This window comes from Phytohabitans flavus (assembly GCF_011764545.1).
Taxonomy (GTDB): Bacteria; Actinomycetota; Actinomycetes; order Mycobacteriales; family Micromonosporaceae; genus Phytohabitans; species Phytohabitans flavus.
This window is the reverse complement of record NZ_AP022870.1, coordinates 3,508,090-3,528,117: the sequence shown is the minus strand read 5'-3', so window position 1 is coordinate 3,528,117 and position 20,028 is coordinate 3,508,090. Positions and strand designations below refer to the sequence as shown.

The 20,028-nt window shown below is 70.7% G+C and carries 15 protein-coding genes and 1 pseudogene; 12 read left to right on the top strand and 4 right to left on the bottom strand.

The annotated features are described in order from the left end of the window. Positions 1-19: 19 nt before the first annotated feature. Positions 20-991: a helix-turn-helix transcriptional regulator gene (locus Pflav_RS15395; protein WP_173036789.1), complete on the top strand. Its 972-nt coding sequence runs from the start codon at positions 20-22 to the stop codon at positions 989-991. A 183-nt stretch (positions 992-1,174) separates the two neighbouring features. On the opposite strand, the gene Pflav_RS15390 is transcribed toward Pflav_RS15395, so the two are convergent. Beyond that, positions 1,175-2,770 (bottom strand): PucR family transcriptional regulator, encoded by a 1,596-nt coding sequence (locus Pflav_RS15390; protein WP_173036788.1) that lies wholly within the window; start codon positions 2,768-2,770, stop codon positions 1,175-1,177. A 199-nt stretch (positions 2,771-2,969) separates the two neighbouring features. Between Pflav_RS15390 and Pflav_RS15385 the strand changes: the two genes are divergently transcribed. From Pflav_RS15385 to Pflav_RS15350, 8 genes are all read left to right on the top strand, one after another. Then, a complete protein-coding gene (locus Pflav_RS15385; RefSeq protein WP_173036787.1) occupies positions 2,970-3,734 on the top strand; it encodes a hypothetical protein in 765 nt (254 codons plus the stop codon). A gap of 11 nt (positions 3,735-3,745) precedes the next feature. Further along, positions 3,746-4,570, top strand: a complete 825-nt coding sequence (locus tag Pflav_RS15380; RefSeq protein WP_173036786.1) for a hypothetical protein — start codon at positions 3,746-3,748, stop codon at positions 4,568-4,570. A 155-nt stretch (positions 4,571-4,725) separates the two neighbouring features. Continuing rightward, positions 4,726-5,184, top strand: coding sequence for a formate dehydrogenase subunit gamma (locus Pflav_RS15375; protein ID WP_197938569.1), 459 nt, complete (start codon positions 4,726-4,728; stop codon positions 5,182-5,184). After that, positions 5,181-6,713, top strand: a complete 1,533-nt coding sequence (locus tag Pflav_RS15370; RefSeq protein WP_173036784.1) for a formate dehydrogenase beta subunit — start codon at positions 5,181-5,183, stop codon at positions 6,711-6,713. Before Pflav_RS15375 ends, Pflav_RS15370 begins: the two co-directional genes overlap by 4 nt. A gap of 11 nt (positions 6,714-6,724) precedes the next feature. Beyond that, entirely contained in the window at positions 6,725-9,538 is a 2,814-nt protein-coding gene (fdhF, locus tag Pflav_RS15365) for a formate dehydrogenase subunit alpha (RefSeq protein WP_173036783.1), read from the top strand. Positions 9,539-9,540: 2 nt separating this feature from the next. After that, on the top strand, positions 9,541-9,747 hold the full coding sequence (locus Pflav_RS15360) for a formate dehydrogenase subunit delta (RefSeq protein ID WP_173036782.1): 207 nt from the start codon (positions 9,541-9,543) through the stop codon (positions 9,745-9,747). A 20-nt stretch (positions 9,748-9,767) separates the two neighbouring features. Further along, a complete protein-coding gene (locus tag Pflav_RS15355) occupies positions 9,768-10,616 on the top strand; it encodes a hydroxypyruvate isomerase family protein (RefSeq protein ID WP_173036781.1) in 849 nt (282 codons plus the stop codon). Position 10,617: 1 nt separating this feature from the next. Continuing rightward, the gene (locus Pflav_RS15350; RefSeq protein WP_173036780.1) at positions 10,618-11,502 is read left to right on the top strand and encodes a 2-hydroxy-3-oxopropionate reductase; all 885 of its coding nucleotides are present in this window, start codon (positions 10,618-10,620) and stop codon (positions 11,500-11,502) included. A gap of 1,525 nt (positions 11,503-13,027) precedes the next feature. Here Pflav_RS15350 and Pflav_RS15345 read toward each other — a convergent pair. Then, the gene (locus tag Pflav_RS15345) at positions 13,028-14,215 is read right to left on the bottom strand and encodes a molybdopterin molybdotransferase MoeA (protein WP_173036779.1); all 1,188 of its coding nucleotides are present in this window, start codon (positions 14,213-14,215) and stop codon (positions 13,028-13,030) included. An 82-nt stretch (positions 14,216-14,297) separates the two neighbouring features. Between Pflav_RS15345 and Pflav_RS15340 the strand changes: the two genes are divergently transcribed. From Pflav_RS15340 to Pflav_RS15330, 3 genes are all read left to right on the top strand, one after another. Further along, a complete protein-coding gene (locus Pflav_RS15340; RefSeq protein ID WP_197938568.1) occupies positions 14,298-15,689 on the top strand; it encodes an MFS transporter in 1,392 nt (463 codons plus the stop codon). Between the two features lie 20 nt (positions 15,690-15,709). Next, complete coding sequence (fdhD, locus tag Pflav_RS15335; RefSeq protein WP_173036778.1) at positions 15,710-16,570, top strand: formate dehydrogenase accessory sulfurtransferase FdhD; 861 nt, start codon at positions 15,710-15,712, stop codon at positions 16,568-16,570. Positions 16,571-16,672: 102 nt separating this feature from the next. Continuing rightward, positions 16,673-17,848 carry a low temperature requirement protein A gene (locus Pflav_RS15330; protein WP_232071442.1) on the top strand — a complete coding sequence of 392 codons (1,176 nt, stop codon included), beginning with the start codon at positions 16,673-16,675 and terminating at the stop codon, positions 17,846-17,848. Positions 17,849-17,909: 61 nt separating this feature from the next. Here Pflav_RS15330 and sucD read toward each other — a convergent pair whose 3' ends face one another. Both sucD and sucC read right to left on the bottom strand, forming a co-directional pair. After that, positions 17,910-18,785, bottom strand: a complete 876-nt coding sequence (gene sucD / locus Pflav_RS15325; protein ID WP_173036776.1) for a succinate--CoA ligase subunit alpha — start codon at positions 18,783-18,785, stop codon at positions 17,910-17,912. Positions 18,786-18,795: 10 nt separating this feature from the next. Continuing rightward, positions 18,796-19,968, bottom strand: a pseudogene (gene sucC / locus Pflav_RS15320) (ADP-forming succinate--CoA ligase subunit beta); the annotation flags it as partial. Positions 19,969-20,028: the final 60 nt, after the last annotated feature.

Genomic DNA, 20,028 nt, shown 5'->3' with positions numbered 1-20,028 from the left:
ATTCCAGTAAAGTTCTCGCGTGCGCGCCGACCGGTTGGTCTCGCTGGTGCTGCTGCTGCGCCAGCGCGGTCGGCTGACCGCGGACACGCTGGCCCGCGAGCTGGAGGTGTCCACCCGCACCGTGCTGCGCGACATCGAGGCGCTGTCCGCGGCGGGCGTCCCGGTCCACGCCGAGCGCGGCCGGCACGGCGGGTTCGCGTTGTTGCCGGGCTTCCGGACCGAGCTCACCGGGCTCAACCACGACGAGGCCCTTGCCTTGCTGGCCGCCGGATCGGCGCGCGGCGAGCAGGTGTTCGGCCTCGGCTCGGCGCTCGCCTCGGCCATGCGCAAGGTGGTCGACGCACTGCCCGAAAGCCATCGGGCCACCGCGAGCGACGCGGCCCAGCGATTTCTTGTCGAGCCGGAGACCGACCTGCTCTCACGCCGGCAGGTCACCGAGGAGGTGCCGGACACGACAATGATCGAGGTACGGCGCGCGGTGCTCGCCGGACACAAGCTGCGCATCCACTACGCGGCCACCGGCCAGGCACCACAGTGGCGCACGGTGGACCCCATAGGCCTGGTCACCGTCCGCGACCGGGGCTACCTGCTGGCCACGAGATCCGGCGCGGACCGCACCTACCGCCTGTCGCGGGTGCTGGCCGCCGAGGAGCTCCCCGAGCCCGCACAACGACCAGACCAGGTCGACCTGGACCGCGTCTGGCAGGAACGCCGCACACAGTTCCTGTCCGACGGCCACATCACCGTGCAGGTCCGGGTGCACCCAGCGCGGCGGGAAGACCTGCTGAGCAACGCGCTGGCCGTCCGCGCCGAGGCGCCCGAGGCAGACGGCTGGCTGCGGCTCGAGGTGACCTACCAAGACTCACGACACGCCGAGTGGGCACTGTGGCAGCTCGCCACGAGCGCGGAAGCCCTGGCCCCGCAATCGTTGCGCACCGCCCTGCACAACCGCGCCACCGCACTAGCCACCCGCTACGCAGACCCACCCTGAGAGCCGCCGCCATCTACGGCCCGCCTCCGCGCTTCGGACCTACGACCACGCCGCCGGGCGGGCTGGGCACGTCGGCTAGGCCCGCGGAAGCGACGGCCGAAGCGCCGCCGCACCAGGTCAATCCACAATAGAGATTGAGCTACCGCGACGTCCGCTGTGGACCGGACCGCTGCTCCCGCGGCCTCACCCTCCGCGCTTCACAACCTTTGCCTTCGGCAGGGATCCCCGCCCTCCGGGACGACGCCTGGGCGGCGAAAGCAGATCGTGGTACGGAACTGTCGCTATGGGGACAGTGAAATACCACGATCTGCCGGATGGCTTCCACCTATACCCCCGATCAAGCGCAACGCGTGTGACCTTTGGGTTTGTTGCGCCACGGCGACGGGAAACGCATCCAAAGACGGTTGGGCGCCCAAGATTCGGCACTTCCCCCATCCCGGAGGCCGGAGATCCGCGCCGGAGGCAAGAAATGGGGTAAGCGCGACCAGGCGCGGGGGTGAGGCCGCGGGAGCAGCGGTCCGGACCACCGCGGACATCGCGGTAGCTCAAATCTTTACGGTTGAAGGAGTCCGTTGTGGACGGAGCGGGAGTGGGCTCAGTTGGGGCGGGGGAGAGGGCGCGGGCGATGCCGGCGCCGATTAGGCGGACGCCGCGGGCTGTGGCGGGGTGGAAGCCGAGCAGGTCGTGGGTGCGGCGGATGCGGTAGTCGAGCGTGCGCGGGTGGATGTTGAGGGCGGCCGCGGTGCGGAGGCGGTTCATGTCGTTGTCGTAGTAGGCGGCGAGCGTCTCGACGAGGTTGGGGCCGGAGGCTAGCCGGCGGGTCAGGTCGTCGAGCCAGCGGTCGACCGCGGGCAGTTGCGAGACGGCGAGTTCGACGAGGACGTCGGCGACCGTGTGCAGGCACTCCGGTCTCGGCTGCGCGGGCGCGACGCCGCTGATGCGGCGGGCCAGGTCGGCGGTCTCGGCGAGCTTGCCGGCGGGACCGGCGGCGGCGCCGATCGAGAGGGGGCGGCTGACGGCGTCGGCGAGCTTGCGGACCACCGCGAGGGCGGTCTCGTGGTCCGGGGCGGCGACCGGCCCGGCCGCGTCCGGCGTGGGGGTCAGCAGCACGAACTCCGCCGGCTCGCGCCACATCATCGGCGTGCGATGGGTGGTTAGGAGCGTCTCGACGGTCGCGGCGCGTACCTTGCCGGTGAGGCGCCTCGTGTCGCCGTGGATGGTGACGACCGTGACCAGGTGCTGCCCGTGGTGGGACATGCCGAGGTCGCGGGCGAGCTGGCCGGCGGCGGGGTCGTCGTGCAGCAGTGCGAGCGTGAGGCGCTGTATCCGCGACGCGAGCGGCACGCTGCGGCGCTGCCCCGCGAGAAAGCCCCGCGTGTACGCGTCCTGGGCGGCCGCACCCTGCGGGCCAAGCCACCGCAGCATGCGCATCACGTCGTCGATGTCGTCCGGCCCGGCCGCCTCGCGGATCTCCTGGAGGGTGAGCGTCGAGTGCAGCATCAGCACCTGGCGCTGGGCACCGGCGGAGATGCCGCGCCCGCCGCGCTCCTGGCCGACCGACTCCATGTACCGCAGGTCGTCGTCGGTGAAGGGCTGCCCCTCGGCCGCGAGCGCGGTGGTGCGGCGGCGGAGTATCACGGCGAAGTCCAGCATCGCGGCGAGCCCGCCGCTGGACCAGTCGACCCGGCGGAATTCGGGCAGCTCGCGCTGGTACAGACGGACCGCGCGCCGGGCGTTGCGGTCGACGTGCCTGCCGAGCTGGTGGAACAGGTCTCCCACTGAAGGCCCCTGCCTCGAGAGTCCAGCCGTCCCTACTTCGCCCAGGACTCAGAGTCTAGCGTCGATTCCTCGCTTCATCACAAGTGACAAGCGAACACTGCGCGATCACGCATTCGGATTGTCACGGCTGACGAAGACAGGGCATTCGCGCGCTGCCACGCTATCCGCGTCCGCCGATTCTGCGGAAAGGGGAATCGCCATGGGACGCAAGCTTGTCGCCGCCGCGCTGGCGGTCGTGGTGGCTGTTCTGGGTACGGCGACGCCGGCGCACGCTACCGACGGCACGGTGCCTGTGCAGCGGGTGGGCACCACCGTCATCCAGCTTTTGAAGCTGTTCAGCGACGACGGCGCGCTCACGCCGGAGGAGATCGCCCAGCTGGTGACCGAGGCGATCGGCGCGGTCGACGGCGCCGAGTCGGTGGTGCTCGCGCACATGGACGCGCTCGCCTCGGCGCCCTGGCTCGGCGCCGCGCGGGCGCACATCGTGGAGTTCAACGACATCCAGATCTTCGAGAGGACCACGCTCCGCAACTGGACGATGGCCGTCACCCAGGACGCCGAAGTGGCCGCGAGCGTCTTCAACGCCATGACGGACCGGAAGTCCCGCAACGACCTCGGGTTCGCCATCAGTACGCTCTACCCGATCGCGCTGGCCGCACGGACCAAGGCCGGGTTCGGCACGACCACGCTGATGAGCCACTACCGGGACGCGCTGCAGTCGATCGTCGAGCAAATCAAACCGACCTGCACGCCCTCGCCCGGTGACCTGGACCCGCACCCGTCGATCTACCAGGTCGTGCACACCTGCACCGCGCCCGACGGCCGGCAGCTCGTCTTCCAGGACTACCAGTACTTCGGCCACTGGCGAGAAGGCCCGTACACCGAGGAGTCGCTGCTGGAGGCGGCCGGCGCGGGCACGAGCTGGGCGGTGGCCCGGGCGGTACTGCGAAGCATGGACAACTAGGGAGGCAGACGTTGGGAAGACTACGCACGCGGCTCGTGGCGGGGGTGGCCGCCGCGGTGCTGGCCACCGGGCTCGTCGTGCCGGCCAAAGCCCGACCGGCCCAGGCGGCCGTCGACCCGGCCACGGTGGCCGCGATCATCCAGTTCGCCGCATCGGCGTACGCGTACTTCAACAGCTCGCAGAACGGCGGCTTGACCCTTGAACAGGCGACCAGCCAGATCATCGGCGCGGTCAACGCCTCCCGGGACGCGATCAACGCGCACGCGGACGCACTGGCGGTGGCCGAGGCGACCGGCTGCGTACGGCACCACGTGCTCGAGCTCGCCGACATCGAAGAGTTTCCGCTCGACCTCAAGCAGCTGTGGGCGCAGGACGTGACGAGGTGCGTGACGCTCATCGACGCCCTGTGGAACGCGGTCACCAACGCCACGGCGAAGAACCAGATCGGCATCCTGCTCGGCGCCATCGGGCCGATCGCGCTGATCGCCAGGGCCCAGGCGCGTTTCAGCGTCACCGAGCTGAAGTCGTTGCTCGTCAACGCGTTCACCCGGGTGCAGACCCAGTGGCAGCCGTACTGCATGGGGACCCCGTACGGCGTCAACGAGGAATTCTGGATGAACTACCACGACCCGATCTGGCTCGACGGTGGGTTCTTCTGCTTCGGCCCGTACGACACCGTCACCCGGACGTACGTCGGCCAGGCATCCGCCGGCGGACTAGGCCTCTTCCAGCACGGGATGCTCATCCAGTACGACTTCAGCCCGCTCATCGACGCGGCCTCGAAGCAGTACGCGCACGGGGTCGCGGTCGCCTCCCTGGCACAGCTTCGCCCGTAGCTATCTCGGTCCAGCCGCCCGCCGCCTTTCCCCGAGGCGGCGGGCGGCTTCGTTGTCGGCCCACACATTGCATACCGTATTCAGGATGTCGTATGGTGAGGATCGCTGGGGCGGCGCGATGGGAGGTGGTTGTCGTGGGCGGTCCCAATACCTCGATGACGGATCGGGTGCGCGCGCTGGTCGCGGCCCACCGTGGTGACCGAGGGGCCTTGTTGCCGATCCTGCACCGGATCCAGGCCGAGTTCGGCTACGTCGACCAGGAGGTCGTGCCCGTGCTCGCGGCCGAGTTGAACCTCTCGCGGGCCGACGTGCACGGCGTCATCACCTTCTACACCGACTTCCGGTCCGAGCCCGCCGGCCGCGTCGTGGTGAAGCTCTGCCGGGCCGAGGCATGCCAGTCCGTGGGCGCGGAGCAGCTTGTCGCGCACGCCGAGCAGGCGCTGGGGATCAAGCTCGGGCAGACCACGCCGGACGGTTCGGTCACGCTGGAGCAGGTCTTCTGCCTCGGCAACTGCGCACTCGGTCCGGCCGCGCAGATCGACGAGCGGGTGGTGGGACGGCTCAGCCCCAGCCGGCTGGACGCACTCCTGGCCGCGGAAGCGAGGATGGCATGACCGCCCCGGTAACGGTCTACGTGCCGTGCGACTCCGCCGCGCTCTCGGTCGGCGCGGACCTTGTCGCCGCAGAGCTGGAGGCGGCCGGCCGGCCGATCCGCGTGGTCCGCAACGGTTCGCGCGGCATGCTCTGGCTCGAGCCGCTGGTGGAGGTGGTCACCGACCGGGGCCGGATCGGATACGGACCGGTCGAGCCGGAGCGGGTCGGCGACCTGGTGGCGGCCGGGCTGCTCGACGGCGCCGACCACGAGCTGTGCCAGGGCGTGGTGGATCAGCTGCCGTGGCTGGCCGACCAGACCCGGATCTGCTTCGCCCGCGTCGGCATCACCGACCCGCTGTCGCCCGAGGACTATCTCGCCCACGGCGGCATGGCCGGCCTGCGCCGGGCGCTGGCGCGCTCCGGCGGGGACGTGGTGGCCGAGGTCACCGAGTCCGGGCTGCGCGGCCGGGGCGGCGCGGGCTTCCCGGCCGGGATCAAGTGGAAGACCGTCGCCGACACGCCCGGCCCGGACAAGTTCGTGTGCTGCAACGCCGACGAGGGTGACAGCGGGACGTTCGCCGACCGCATGCTGATGGAGGGCGACCCGTTCACCCTGGTCGAGGGGATGACTATCGCCGGGTATGCGGTGGGAGCCCAGGAGGGCTACATCTACATCCGCTCGGAGTACCCGGACGCGGTCCGCACGATGCGCAAGGCCATCGAGATCGCGCGCGCCCAGGGCTGGCTCGGCGGGGACGTGCTCGGCTCCGGCGTCCGGTTCGACCTGCACGTGCGGGTCGGCGCCGGTGCGTACATCTGCGGCGAAGAGACCGCGATGCTGGAAAGCCTGGAGGGCAAGCGCGGCATGGTCCGGGCCAAGCCCCCGATTCCGGCGATCACCGGCCTGTTCGGCAAGCCGACCGTGGTCAACAACGTGCTCACGCTGGCCTCGGTCCCGGCGATCCTCGCCGACGGCGCCCCGGCCTACCAGGCGCTGGGTGTCGAGCGCTCGCGCGGCACCCAGGTGTTCCAGCTGGCCGGCAACATCGCCCGCGGTGGCGTCTTCGAGACCGCGTTCGGCCTGTCGCTGCGCGACCTCGTCGAGCGGTACGGCGGCGCCACCCGCACCGGGCGGCCGATCCGCGCGGTGCAGGTCGGCGGTCCACTCGGCGCCTACGTGCCGGAGTCCGGTTTGGACCTACCCCTTGAGTACGAGGCGTTCGCCTCGGCCGGCGCGATGCTCGGCCACGGCGGCATCGTGGTTTTCGACGACACGGTCGACATGGCGGCGATGGCGCGGTTCGCGATGGAGTTCTGCGCCGAGGAGTCCTGCGGCAAGTGCACGCCCTGCCGGGTCGGCGCGGTACGTGGCGTGGAGGTGATCGACCGCATCGTCGCGGGCGAGGACCCCGACGGAAACCTGGCCCTGCTGGGCGACCTGTGTGAGCTGATGACCGACGGGTCGCTGTGCGCGATGGGCGGGCTGACGCCGATGCCGGTACGCAGCGCCCTGCTGCACTTCCCCGACGACTTCACCGCCCGCCACTAGGAGGCGAGACAATGAGCCTGCTGAAGGAACACGACCTAGGCACCCCGGCGAAGCCCGGCCCGGCGACCGTCTCGGTCGAGGTCGACGGCATGCCGGTGACCGTTCCCGAGGGCACGTCGGTGATGCGTGCCGCCGCGCTGAGCGGGATCGACGTCCCCAAGCTGTGCGCCACCGACAGCTTGGAGGCGTTCGGCTCCTGCCGGCTCTGCCTTGTCGAGATCGACGGCCGGCGGGGCACCCCGGCCTCGTGCACCACACCGGTCGCCGAGGGCATGAAGGTGCGGACCCAGACGCCCAAGCTGGAGAAGCTCCGCCAGGGCGTGATGGAGCTGTACATCTCCGACCATCCGCTGGACTGCCTCACCTGCTCCGCCAACGGCGACTGCGAGCTTCAGGACATGTCCGGCGAGGTCGGCCTGCGGCAGGTGCGGTACGGCTACGACGGCGCCAACCACCTTGCCGAGAAGACCGACTCCAGCAACCCCTACTTCGACTTCGAGGCGTCCAAGTGCATCGCCTGCTCCCGCTGCGTACGGGCCTGCGGCGAAGTCCAGGGCACGTTCGCGCTGACCATCGAGGGACGTGGGTTCGAATCCAAGGTCTCCGCCGGCGGCAAGTCCTTCATGGACTCCGAGTGTGTCTCCTGCGGCGCCTGCGTGCAGGCCTGCCCGACCGCGACGTTGCAGGAGAAGTCGGTGATCCAGCTCGGCATGCCCAGCCGCAGCGTGATCACCACCTGCGCGTACTGCGGGGTCGGCTGTTCCTTCAAGGCCGAGCTGCGCGGCACCGAGCTGGTCCGGATGGTGCCCCACAAGGACGGCGGGGCCAACGAGGGACACTCCTGCGTCAAGGGCCGGTTCGCGTTCGGCTACGCCACCCACCCCGACCGGGTGCTCACCCCGATGGTCCGGGAGTCGATCAGCGACGAGTGGCGGGTGGTCGACTGGGACACCGCGATCTCGTACACCGCCACCCGGCTGCGCGGCATCCAGGCCCGGCACGGCACGGGTGCGATCGGCGGCATCACCTCCTCGCGTACGACGAACGAAGAGGTGTACGTGGTGCAGAAGATGATCCGCGCCGCGTTCGGCAACAACAACGTGGACACCTGCGCCCGGGTCTGCCACTCGCCGACCGGCTACGGCCTGAAGCAGACCTTCGGCACCTCGGCCGGCACGCAGGACTTCCGCTCGGTCGCCAAGGCCGACGTCATCATGGTGATCGGCGCGAACCCCACCGACGGACACCCGGTCTTCGCCTCCCGGATGAAGCGCCGGCTCCGCGAGGGCGCGCGTCTGATCGTGGTCGACCCGCGCCGGATCGACCTGGTCCGTTCGCCGCACATCCAGGCGGCACACCACCTTCAGCTCGCGCCCGGCACCAACGTCGCCGTGGTCAACGCGATGGCCCACGTCGTGCTCACCGAAGGCCTTGTCGACCAGGAGTTCGTGGCGCAACGCTGCGAGGACTTCGACGGATGGGCGGAGTTCATCGCCCGCCCCGAAAACAGCCCGGAGGCGGTCGAGGAGCTCACCGGGGTGCCGGCCGAGGAGCTGCGCGCGGCGGCCCGGCTGTACGCGACCGGGGGCAACGGCGCGATCTACTACGGCCTCGGCGTCACCGAGCACAGCCAGGGCTCGACGATGGTGATGGGGATGGCGAACCTCGCCATGGCCACCGGCAACATCGGCCGGGAGGGCGTCGGCGTCAACCCGCTGCGCGGCCAGAACAACGTGCAGGGCTCCTGCGACATGGGCTCGTTCCCGCACGAGCTGCCCGGCTACCGGCACGTTTCCGACGACGCCGTACGCGCGGTCTTCGAGGACATGTGGGGGAGCAGCCTGCTGCCCGAGCCGGGGCTGCGGATCCCGAACATGTTCGACGCCGCCATCGAGGGCAGCTTCCGGGCGATCTTCGTGCAAGGCGAGGACATCGCCCAGTCCGACCCCAACACCAAGCACGTCACCGCGGCGCTGCGGGCGATGGAGCTCGTCGTGGTGCAGGACCTGTTCCTCAACGAGACGGCCAAGTTCGCCCACGTCTTCCTGCCGGGCACCTCGTTCCTGGAAAAGGACGGCACGTTCACCAACGCGGAGCGCCGGATCAACCGGGTCCGGCCGGTGATGGCGCCCAAGACCGGCAAGCACGAGTGGGAGATCGTGGCGGAGATCGCGCAGGCGATGGGCTACCCCATGCGGTACGACCACCCGCGCGAGATCATGGCCGAGATCGCCGCGCTCACCCCGACGTTCTCCGGTGTCTCCTTCGAAAAGCTCGACAAGCTCGGCAGCGTGCAGTGGCCCTGCGACGAGAAGGCGCCCGAGGGTACGCCGATCATGCACATGGACGGCTTCGTGCGGGGTAAGGGCCGGTTCGTGCAGACGCCGTTCGTCCCGACGCGGGAGCGCAGTACCCGCAAGTTCCCGCTGATCCTGACGACCGGGCGGATCCTCAGCCAGTACAACGTCGGGGCGCAGACCCGGCGCACCCAAAACGTGGCCTGGCATCCGGAGGACGTGCTCGAGATCCACCCGCACGACGCGGAGGTCCGCGGCATCGGCGACGGCGACGAGGTCACCCTGTCCAGCCGGGTCGGTGCGACCTCGCTGCGAGCGGTGCTGTCCGACCGGATGCCGGTCGGGGTGGTCTACACGACCTTCCACCACCCGGTCACCGGGGCGAACGTGGTCACCACCGAAAACTCCGACTGGGCGACCAACTGCCCGGAGTACAAGGTGACCGCGGTCCAGGTCGGCCTGAAGCACTCGGTCGCCCCGGTCGAGAGGGCCGCCGAGGAGCTGCGGGTACCGGCGACGGTGGACTGAGGATGCAGTCGCCCCAGGTCCGGCTGGTCAACGAGATCGCGGTCCAGTTCCACCACTGGGCGTTCGACGACGCGGCGGAGGCGATCGCCGCACACATCCGTACGTTCTGGGACCCTCGAATGCGGTCCGAGCTGCTCCGGCGGGTCGAGACCGAGCCGGGGGAGCTCGATCCGCTGGCACTGGCCGCCGCCCGGCTGCTGGACAGGTGACGACCCGGTAGGGAGGGCTAGTGCCCACACACCGCCTCCGCTTCGACGTGAACTGCTCGATCCTCTTCACCGAGCTGCCGCTGCTGCAGCGTCCCGCCGCGGCGAAGGCGGCCGGGTTCGACGCCGTCGAGTTCTGGTGGCCGTTCGCCGAGGCGGTGCCATCCGAGGTCGAGGTCGACGCGTTCATCTCCGCCATCCGGGACGCCGGCGTCCAGCTCGTCGGCCTCAACTTCTTCGCCGGAGACATGCCCGGCGGCGACCGGGGCCTGGTGTCCCTGCCGGCCCGCGCCGCGGAGTTTCGGGAAAACGTGGCACTTGTGGCCGCGATCGGTGCCGCCACCGGCTGCCGTTCCTTCAACGCCCTCTACGGCAACCGGCTCCCCGGTGTCGACCCGACCGACCAGGACGAGGTGGCGGTGGAAAACCTCGCCGCGGCGGCCGTCGGGGTGGGCCGGATCGGCGGCACCGTGCTCGTGGAAGCGGTGAGCGGGCCGCAGCCGTACCCGCTGCGCACCTCGACGGACGTGATCGCCGTGCTCGACCTGATGCGGGCCGAGCGGGGGATTACCAACCTTGCCTTCCTCGCCGACCTCTACCACCTCACCGTCAACGGCGACGACCTGACCAAGGTGGTCGCCGAGCACAGCGGCCGGATCGGGCACGTCCAGATCGCCGACGCGCCCGGCCGCCACCAGCCGGGCACCGGCGAGATCGGCCTCGACGGCCACCTCGCCCGGCTCGAGTGGGCCGGGTACAGCGGCTGGGTGGGGCTGGAGTACGCGCCGAGCGGGCCGAGCGAGCACAGCTTCGAATGGCTGCCCCGGGAGCGCCGGAGCGGGGCCGGCCTGACCAACGAAGGAGATCGCTGACATGACCACCGTCGGTTTCATCGGCCTCGGCATCATGGGCCGCCCTATGGCCGTCAACCTCATCAGGGGCGGGTACGACGTCATCGGCTACGACTACAGCCCGGAACGGACCGAGGCGCTGGCCCGGGTCGGCGGCCACTCCGCCGCCGGGGTCGTCGAGCTGGTGCGAGGATCGGACATCGTCATCACGATGGTGCGGGACTCCGCGGACGTGGAGGCAGTCGCACTGGGGGAGCAGGGCATCCTGGCCAACGCCCGCAGCGGGCTGCTCTACATCGACATGACCAGCATCTCGCCGCAGACCGCGCGGCAGGTCGCCGAGGAGGGCAAGACCTACGGGGTACGGGTGCTGGACGCGCCGGTCAGCGGCGGCGAGGCGGGGGCGGTCGAGGGCAGCCTGTCCATCATGGTCGGTGGCCTGGCGGCCGACTACGCGGCGGCCCGCCCGCTTCTGGACGTGCTCGGCGGGACGGTCGTGTACGTGGGACCGCACGGCGCCGGGCAGACGGTCAAGGCGGCCAACCAGCTCATCGTGGCCGGGACCATCGAGCTCGTCGCCGAGGCGATCGTCTTCCTCGAGGCGTACGGGGTGAACACCCAGGCCGCGGTCCGGGTGCTGGCCGGCGGCCTCGCGGGCAACCGCATCCTGGAACGCAAGGCGGAGGGGATGCTGGCCCGGCAGTTCGAGCCAGGCTTCCGGATCGACCTGCACCACAAGGACATGGGCATCGTCACCTCGGCGGCCCGGGAGGCCGGCGTGGTCATCCCGCTCGGTGCCGCGGTCGCCCAGCTGATCGCCGCGCTCAAGGCGCAGGGTGACGGCAGCCTAGACCACACCGCACTGCTCAAGCTGGTCGAGCAGCTCTCCGGCCGCACCGCCGCCTAGAGACCTTCAGGGTCGAGGCCAATTTCGATTTTCCCCGGTCCGCGTCACCTGCGGACCGTATGCTCCCGCGGGCACCGCGCAGGTCGGCGGCTCGCTGGCGCTCGCCGAAACCCCCGACCTACGCTGCCACGTCCGCGGTCCAAGCCCAACCCAACCCCAACCCCGGCCCGTCCCGGCCCGGCCCGTCCCGGCCCGTCCCGTCCCGTCCCGGGATCGTCGTCGGACGAGGAGTAGGAGGTGGGTGGGCAGGCGCCTTTGCTTCCCTAGAGTGGCCGCGCCAACGACCAGCGGCGACCTTGCCGCTGGGCGGCCCCTTTGGTCCTGGGGTGGTGCTGGTCCTGCGGCGACCGCGCAGACCCGTCTCCTTGATCGGCGCGGTGGGGGTGGGGTGTAGGCGAGAGATCGTGGTATTTAACTGCCCCAGAGGGGCCGCTCGGTACCACGATCTGCCAGACGGCTTCCAGCTGTAGCACCGGTCAAGGCAAACCGGGCGCCCTTTGGGCGCACGTCTGTCCTGAGTGGACTCCCCGCGCGGTAGTTGGATCCGTCCACAATGGTGCCCGCAGGATCGCGATCGAGTCTTCACAACTGATGTTGATCATGCCGGGCGCCGCGAATCTTGACCGCTTGCTTCCCGCTTGATCGCCGCGTGCTGCGATCCCATCGCGCCGCTCCGGGCGATCGGTCGCGGATGGCCGGCACTGCCGAGAAGGGGGCGTGACCTTGATCGATGGGCGCTCTGCTCGTCCGTGGTGAGAGATTGCCCCTCCAGGGGAAATTTCTCGCCACAATCGCAGCGCGACACCGTGCCGCTTACGCCGATCAAGGAAATCCACGGCCGTCGGCCTTGATCGGCGTCTTCGTATGGAGGGTAGATCCCGTCAACGCGAATCTGGGGCCTCCGGCCCTCGACCGACCCCCACCCCGACGCCGAAAGCTCCTAGAGTGGCCGCGCCGGCGATCAAGGGCGACCTTGCCGCCAGGTAGGCCCACTGGCCCTGGATGTTGCTGGTCCCGCAGCGACCGCGCAGACCCGTCTCCTTGATCGGCGCGGTGGCGTTGGTGTGAGCGAGAGATCGTGGTATTTAACTGCCGCTCCAGCGGCAGCCAAGTACCACGATCTGCCGGACGGCGGCCCGTCGTAGCGTCGATCAAGGTAAACCGAGCGCGCCTTTGGGCGCGTCTCTGTCCTGAATGGACCTCCGCCCAACCGCCGAGCCTGGTCAAGGTGGGGCTTGGAGCGCGGGCCCGGCGGCGAAGGTCGTGACCGCCGAGCTCGGTCAAGGTGGGGCTTGGAGCGCGGGCCCGGCGGCGAAGGTCGTGACCGCCGAGCTCGGTCAAGGTGGGCTTGGAGCGCGGGCCTGGCGGCGAAGGTCGGGGTCGGTCGACCACGGCCCGGGGGTGAGCTTGGCCAATCGCGAAGGGTGAGGCCGCGGGAGCGACGGTCTGGACCACGGCGGGCATCGCGGTAGCCCAATGTCTTTGGGTTTGGATCTTTATGCGCGACATGGCGCCGAGGCCGGCCCTAGGCGGCGGCCAGGGCGGTTGCCGGGGTTAGCGACTCCACAGAGGACAGTGGTAGTAGCTCGACCTCGGCGCCGTCCCAACCTGGCGGGACGACGGCGAGTGCGTCCGCGCTCGCTGCTCCCCACAGTGAGCCGGGTCGATCGTGCCCTACCGGAAGCACCGCCGAGCCGATCCGCACCACTGGCACCAGCCGGGTGAGCCGGCTGTGCGTCGCCACCGGGCCGGCCAGCGGGGCGGTGACCGCCGCGGGTGCGGCGCGACCGGCCAGCCGGCCGAGCAGCGGTGCCAGCAGCGTCAGTGTGGCGACAAGCGCCGCGAACGGGTTGCCGGGAAGCCCGACGACGAACCGGCCACCTGGCAGTCGGGCGAGCAGTTGCGGATGGCCGGGACGGCACGCCACGCCACGCACCATCACCCGAGCGTCCAGTGCCTCCAGCGCGCCGCGCAGGTGGTCGCCGGCGCCGGCCGAGGTCGCCCCGCAGACCACGAGCACGTCGCTGTCGTGACGCCGCAGCGCGTCGACCAATGTGGACCGATCGTCGGCGATCTGGACGGTCCAGGCCAGGTCGCCGCCAGCGGCCCGGATGAGGCCGGGCAGCATCGGCCCGATGGCGTCCCGGACCTGACCCGGTGCCGGCAGTCCGGTGTTGCGCAGCTCGGCCCCGGTGATGACGACGCCGACCAGGGGGCGCCGGTGCACCGCCAGCGAGTCGTGCCCGAGGCTCGCCGCCAGGCCGAGCACCGCGGGGGTGACGACCGTGCCCGCCGGCAGCACCTCCGTACCGGCCGCGCAGTCTTCACCGCGGCGCCGCACGTGCCGCCCGGACTCGATCTCGCCGGACACCATCCGGCCCTGGCGGGTTGCCCGCTCGTACGGCAGGACCGAGTCTGCGCCGGCCGGCACCACGGCGCCGGTGCCGATCTCCAGCGCGCACCCGCCCGGCAACGCGTGCGGCGGCTCGGGGTCACCGGCCAGCACCCGTCCGACGATCCGCCATGGGCCCTGGCCCGCGATGGCGTACCCGTCCATAGCCGCGGCGTCGTAGGCCGGCAGGGGGGAGAGCGCGACCAGCGGCGTCGCGAGCGCAGCGCCGATCGCCGCGGTCAGCGGCACCGCCGTCGGGCCGAGGGGGTGGCCCGCGATACGGGCGAACTGCCGGGCCTGCTGCCAATCTGTGCCGTCCATCGCGCCACCCCTACTCCGCACCTCGATATGGACAGTCTCGCATTCCGTGGTAGAGAATGGTGCACACGACATACTGTATGCAATGGACGGTCGGAGGCACCAGATGCCGGACTCCAGCACCTTACCGAGCGCACAAGAGGTCACCGACCTCTACGGCCGACGCTACCGGGTCGGCGAGAGCGACCGCGCCCTGTTGGGCCGATCCCGCTCGTGGATGGTGGCGCTGCCCTGGGCCGCGATGTTGGCGATCAGCCTGTTCCAGTACGGGTTCGGCGCCGCCCTGCCCACCCTGGCCCGGGCCAATGGCTGGAGCCTGTGGCAGGCCTTCGCCGTACTCGGGCTGTGGGTCGTCTGCCAGGCGGCCAGCTCGCCCCTGGGCGCGTGGCTGTACCGGCGCCAGCGGCAACGGCTCGCCGTCCCGATGCTCGCCGGGGCGGCCTGCTGCCTGACCGCCCTCGTCACCCTGGCGCACAGCGGCGACCTGGGGGTCGTGCTGTTGGGGTACTCGGTCCTCGGCGGCATCGGAGCGGGCCTTGTCTACATGACGTGCGTCGCCACCGTCACCGAGTGGTTCCCCGAGCGGATCGCCGGCCGCGTCGCCGTCGTGGGTGCCGCCTTCGGGTACGGCGGGATCCCGTTCGTCGTCCTCGCCGGCTACGTGCTGGCCCCGTCGAACCGTACGGTCCTGTTGGACGGCACGGCCCTGGTCGTGGCGGGCGTCGTGGCGCTCTGCGGCCTGCTGATGCGCAAGCCGCCGAAGAACTGGTGGCCGGAGCGGGTCGACCCGCGGCGATGGGCGGTCGACCGGCGGCTCAACCGGAGCATCCCGCACAACCGCCCGGCCGCCCGGCCCTTCCCGCCGGGTGCGGCGGTCCGCAGCGGCATGCTGCCGATGATGTTCGTCGTCGTGGTGCTCAGCGCGGCCATGGCGCTGTTCGACATCGCCTATCTCGCCGGCGCCGCGTACACCCAGGACCTGCCGCCGCTGACCCTGGTCGCCGCGCTGGGCGTGCTGGGGGCGGCCAACGGCGCCGGGCGGGCGGTGACGAGTTCGCTCGCCGACCGGATCGGCCGGCGCGGCACCTTCGGCCTTTCCCTGCTGGTCGGCGGCGTGGCCCAGTTCGGCCTGCTCGCCGCGGCGACGAACGGCAACCACCCGGTGGCCCTGGCGGCTTTCGCCGCGCTGGCCGGCGCGGGCACCGGCGCCGGCTACTCGCTGCTGGTCAGCCTGGTACGCGACTGGTTCGGGGACGACGCGACGGTGGTCAACTACGGGATCGTCTACTCCGGCAAGGCGGTCGGCGGGCTGGGCGGGGTCCTGCTGGCCGGGCTCGTCGTGGCGACCCCGGATTCCGCCGGACCGTTCGTGGTCGCCGGGTGTCTCGGCCTGCTCGGTGCGGCGCTGACCCGCTGGATGCGCCAGCCGGGCCTGGCGATGGTTCGACTGCCCTCACCGGTCGCGGACCGGTCCTGAAAACGCGGGAGGCCATGTAGATGGGACGGGTGACGAGTCGGCGCAGGGTGGTCCGGATCGTCGAGGGCGTGGCCGCTGAGCCGATCGACACGCTGGCGGCGGAGGAGCCGTTGGAGATCCGGGTCAACGGGCGTCCGTTGGTGGTGACAATGCGGACCCCGGGCGGCGACTTCGACCTGGCGGCCGGGTTCCTCGTCAGTGAGGGCGTGGTCCGCCGAGGTCAGGACATCGCCGGCATCCGCTACTGCGCGGGTGCCACGGCGGACGGGGCCAACACCTACAACGTGGTCGACGTGGTGCTGGCCGCCGGCGTGGCACCGCCGGACCCGTCGCTGGAGCGCAACTTCTACACCACCTCGTCGTGCGGGCTGTGCGGGAAAGCCAGCCTGGACGCGGTCCGTACGGTGGCGGCCTGGTCGGTCGGGGACGACCCGATACGGATCGATCCCGCCGTGGTCAGCTCGCTGCCCGGCACGCTGCGGGCCGCGCAGCGGGTCTTCGACCGCACCGGCGGCCTGCACGCCGCTGGGCTCTTCTCGGCCGAGGGGCGGTTACGCTGCCTGCGCGAGGACGTCGGCCGGCACAACGCGGTCGACAAGGTCGTCGGCTGGGCGCTGCGCGGCAGCCGGGTGCCGCTGCGCGACAGCATCCTGATGGTCAGTGGGCGGGCCTCGTTCGAGCTGGTGCAGAAGGCGGTGATGGCCGGCATCCCGGCCCTGGCGGCGGTCTCGGCGCCGTCCTCGCTCGCCGCGGATCTGGCCGAGGACGCCGGGCTGACCCTGATCGGCTTCCTGCGCGGCGCCTCGATGAACGTCTACGCCGGCGCCCACCGCCTAGCCTCCGGCCTCGCGGAGAGGACCCAAACCAAGACCGAGATTTGAGCTGCTCCGGCGCGGGCTCACCCGCCGCATGGTACGAAGTTCCTAATAGGGGACAGTACCGGTGGAAACGGGCGAGCTATGGCGTCACACAGGGCAGAGAGGTTGTTCCGCAAACCGGGGCGACCGCTGGGGATCAGCTACCTGGAGCTCTTCTTCGACCTGGTGTTCGTCTTCGCGCTCACCCAGCTCTCCGGAGTGCTCCTCGAAGGCATCACGTCTGAGCAGCCATCTGTCCGGGCGAGCGAAGCGCTGCTCTTGCTGCTGGCACTGCTGATGCTCTGGTTCGTGATGGCACCGGTCACCCACGTGTACGACCCGCAGCAGCCGGAGATTCAGGTGATCTTCGCGGGGACCATGTTCGGCACCCTGTTGCTGGCGGTCACGCTGCCCGACGCATTCGGCTCCGGTGGGTTGGCCTTCGCCGGTACCTACGTCGGGATCCATATCGGCCGTGGCCTCATCCTCATTTTCGCCCTGCGCGGCCACCAAGCCCAGCGCCGATCGTTGGGGGTGCTGCTGTGGTTCGTGGTATCCGCCGTGCCGTGGCTTGTCGGGGCGACTCTCACGGAAGGTGACGTGCGTGCGGCGCTGTGGGCGCTCGCGGTAGCCATCGAGTACACGGCATTTATCATGGTCTTCGCCGCGCCCTGGAATTTCCGCGTGGCGCTGGTGTCACGGTGGCCCGTCGACCCCGAGCACCTGGGCGAGCGCTACCGGCAGTTCGTCACGATCGCCCTCGGCGAGTTGATCGCGGTCAGCGGTGTCGCCGACGGCGCGCACGTGTCAAGCCCTGGCGCCGTCGCGGCGTTCTTCGTGTCGTTCGTGACCACCGTGCTGCTGTGGCGGACGTATCTCTTCCAGGCCGCCGCACTGCTGCCCGCCGCCATCCAGGCAGCTCACACGCCAGCCCGCCTCGCTCGCGTGGCCTTGATCACTCACGTGATCATGGTGGCCGGCATCGTCGTCACCGACGCCGGCTTCGAACTTGTCATCGAGCAGCCGCTCGGGCACACCGATCCGGCCCGGATCAGCGCCGTCATCGGCGGGCCCGTCCTGTACCTGACCGGACGCTTCCTGTTCGGGCACGCGATATACGGGCGGATGTCCCACTCTCGGGTGATCGGGGCACTATCGCTTGCCGGCATCTCGCCAGCGATGATCTTCCTGCCGCCATTGGCCGTCGCCGTCGGCCCCACTCTCGTTCTGCTCGGCATCGTGATCTCGGACGCCGTCCTCGCCAAGCGACACCCGGACAGACCGCCGTCACCACCCAGCTGATGCGAGTCGCCAGGAGGGTACCGGGTGCCCGGCCCTACCGCACGGACACCCGGCAGCTCATTCAGCGGGCCAGCAACATCTCACGCATCAGCGCCGCGGTCTCCGACGGCGTCCGGCCGACCAGGACCCCGACCGCCTCCAGCGCCTTCTGCTTGGCCGACGCGGTGCCGGACGACCCGGAGACGATCGCGCCGGCGTGGCCCATCGTCCGGCCCTCCGGGGCGGTGAAGCCGGCGACGTAGCCCACGACCGGCTTGCTGATGTTGGCCTTGATGTACTCCGCCGCGCGCTCCTCCGCGTCCCCGCCGATCTCGCCGATCATCACGATCGCGTCGGTCTCGTCGTCGTCCTCGAACGCCTGGAGGCAGTCGATGTGGGTGGTCCCGACGATCGGGTCCCCGCCGATGCCGACGCAGGTGGAGAAGCCGAAGTCGCGCAGCTCGTACATCATCTGGTAGGTCAGGGTGCCGCTCTTGCTGACCAGGCCGATCCGGCCGCGCTTGGTGATGTCGGCGGGGATGATGCCGGCGTTGGACTGGCCGGGGCTGATCAGGCCCGGACAGTTCGGCCCGATGATCCGGGTCGTGTTGCCGGTGGCCTGAGCGTGGGCCCAGAAGGTCGCGGTGTCGTGCACCGGGATGCCCTCGGTCAGCACGACCACGAGGCTCAGCTTGGCGTCGATGGCCTCGACCACCGCGGCCTTGGCGAACCTCGGTGGCACGAAGACGACCGACACGTCGGCCCCGGTGGTCCGGACCGCTTCGGCGGCGCTGTCGAAGACCGGGATCGCGTCGACGTCCTGCCCGCCCTTGCCCGGCGTTACCCCGGCGACGATGTTCGTGCCGGCGGCGACCATCCGCCGGGTGTGGCGGCTCCCCTCGGTGCCGGTGATGCCCTGGACCAGCACCCTGCTCTTCTCGGTGAGGAAGATTGCCATGGCTGTCATGCCCCTTGCCGGCCAGTGCGGCGGCGAGCCGAGCCGCGCCGTCCATCGTGTCTTCGGTGCGTACGCCGCCGAGCGCGGCCTGGGCGAGGATCCGCCGCCCTTCCGCCGCGTTGTTGCCGTCCAGCCGGACGACCAGGGGTTTGGTGATCGGCTCGCCCCGGCTGGTGAGCAGCCCGACCGCCTGGACGATGCCGTTGGCGACGGCGTCGCAGGCGGTGATCCCGCCGAACACGTTGACGAGGACGCTGCGTACCGCGGGATCGCCGAGGATGATCTCCAGACCGTTCGCCATCACCTCGGCCGAGGCTCCGCCGCCGATGTCGAGGAAGTTGGCCGGTTTGACGCCGCCGTACTGCTCGCCGGCGCGGGCCACCACGTCGAGGGTGCTCATCACCAGCCCGGCGCCGTTGCCGATCACGCCGACCTCGCCGTCGAGCTTGACGTAGTTCAGGTGCCGCTCGGCGGCGGCGGCCTCGAGTGGGTCGGTGGCGCTGACGTCGACGAACCGTGGGTGTCCGGCTTGGCGGAAGCGGGCGTTGTCGTCGAGGGTCACCTTGCCGTCCAGCGCTCGTACCGTGCCGTCGGCGAGGCGGGCCAGTGGGTTGATCTCGACGAGTGTGGCGTCCTCCTCGCGGAACATCGCCCAGAGGCGGACCAGGAGGTCGGCCACGTCGCCGCGAACGTCGGCCGGCAGGGCGGCCTCGGTGGCCAGTCGCAGTGCGCTCTCCCAGCCGATTCCGCCGGCCGGGTCCACCTGGCGCCGGGCCAGCGCGTCCGGTGTCTCGGCGGCGACCTGTTCGATGTCGACACCGCCCTGGGCCGAGGCCAGGGCGAGGAAGGCGCGGCTGGAGCGGTCGAGGAGCAGCGATACGTAGTACTCGTCGACGATCTCGCTGGCCTCGGCGACCAGGACCTTGCGGACGGTGTGTCCCTTGATGTCCATGCCCAGGATCGCGGCCGCGACCTCGCGTGCCGCGTCCGGGCCGTCGGCCAGCCGGACGCCGCCGGCCTTGCCCCGGCCGCCGGTCCGCACTTGTGCCTTGACCACCACACGACCGCCGAGCTCGGCGGCGGCTGTCCGGGCCTCGTCTGGGGTGGTGGCGACGCGGCTCCGGCTGACCGGTACGCCGTGCTTGGCGAAGAGTTCTTGCGCCTGGTGCTCCAACAGATCCACCTGGCCTCCTTCCTCTCGACCTTTGGTAGGTGACGCCCGCCGGCGGAATGGAGAAACGGG

Excerpts from the sequence above, each read along its gene's own strand:
- Pflav_RS15385 (WP_173036787.1), top strand. The coding sequence starts at position 2,970 with ATGGGACGCAAGCTTGTCGCCGCCGCGCTGGCGGTCGTGGTGGCTGTT.
- Pflav_RS15375 (WP_197938569.1), top strand. The coding sequence starts at position 4,726 with ATGACGGATCGGGTGCGCGCGCTGGTCGCGGCCCACCGTGGTGACCGA.
- Pflav_RS15370 (WP_173036784.1), top strand. The coding sequence starts at position 5,181 with ATGACCGCCCCGGTAACGGTCTACGTGCCGTGCGACTCCGCCGCGCTC.
- fdhF (WP_173036783.1), top strand. The coding sequence starts at position 6,725 with ATGAGCCTGCTGAAGGAACACGACCTAGGCACCCCGGCGAAGCCCGGC.
- Pflav_RS15360 (WP_173036782.1), top strand. The coding sequence starts at position 9,541 with ATGCAGTCGCCCCAGGTCCGGCTGGTCAACGAGATCGCGGTCCAGTTC.
- Pflav_RS15350 (WP_173036780.1), top strand. The coding sequence starts at position 10,618 with ATGACCACCGTCGGTTTCATCGGCCTCGGCATCATGGGCCGCCCTATG.
- Pflav_RS15345 (WP_173036779.1), bottom strand. The coding sequence starts at position 14,215 with ATGGACGGCACAGATTGGCAGCAGGCCCGGCAGTTCGCCCGTATCGCG.
- Pflav_RS15340 (WP_197938568.1), top strand. The coding sequence starts at position 14,298 with ATGGACGGTCGGAGGCACCAGATGCCGGACTCCAGCACCTTACCGAGC.
- fdhD (WP_173036778.1), top strand. The coding sequence starts at position 15,710 with ATGGGACGGGTGACGAGTCGGCGCAGGGTGGTCCGGATCGTCGAGGGC.
- sucD (WP_173036776.1), bottom strand. The coding sequence starts at position 18,785 with ATGGCAATCTTCCTCACCGAGAAGAGCAGGGTGCTGGTCCAGGGCATC.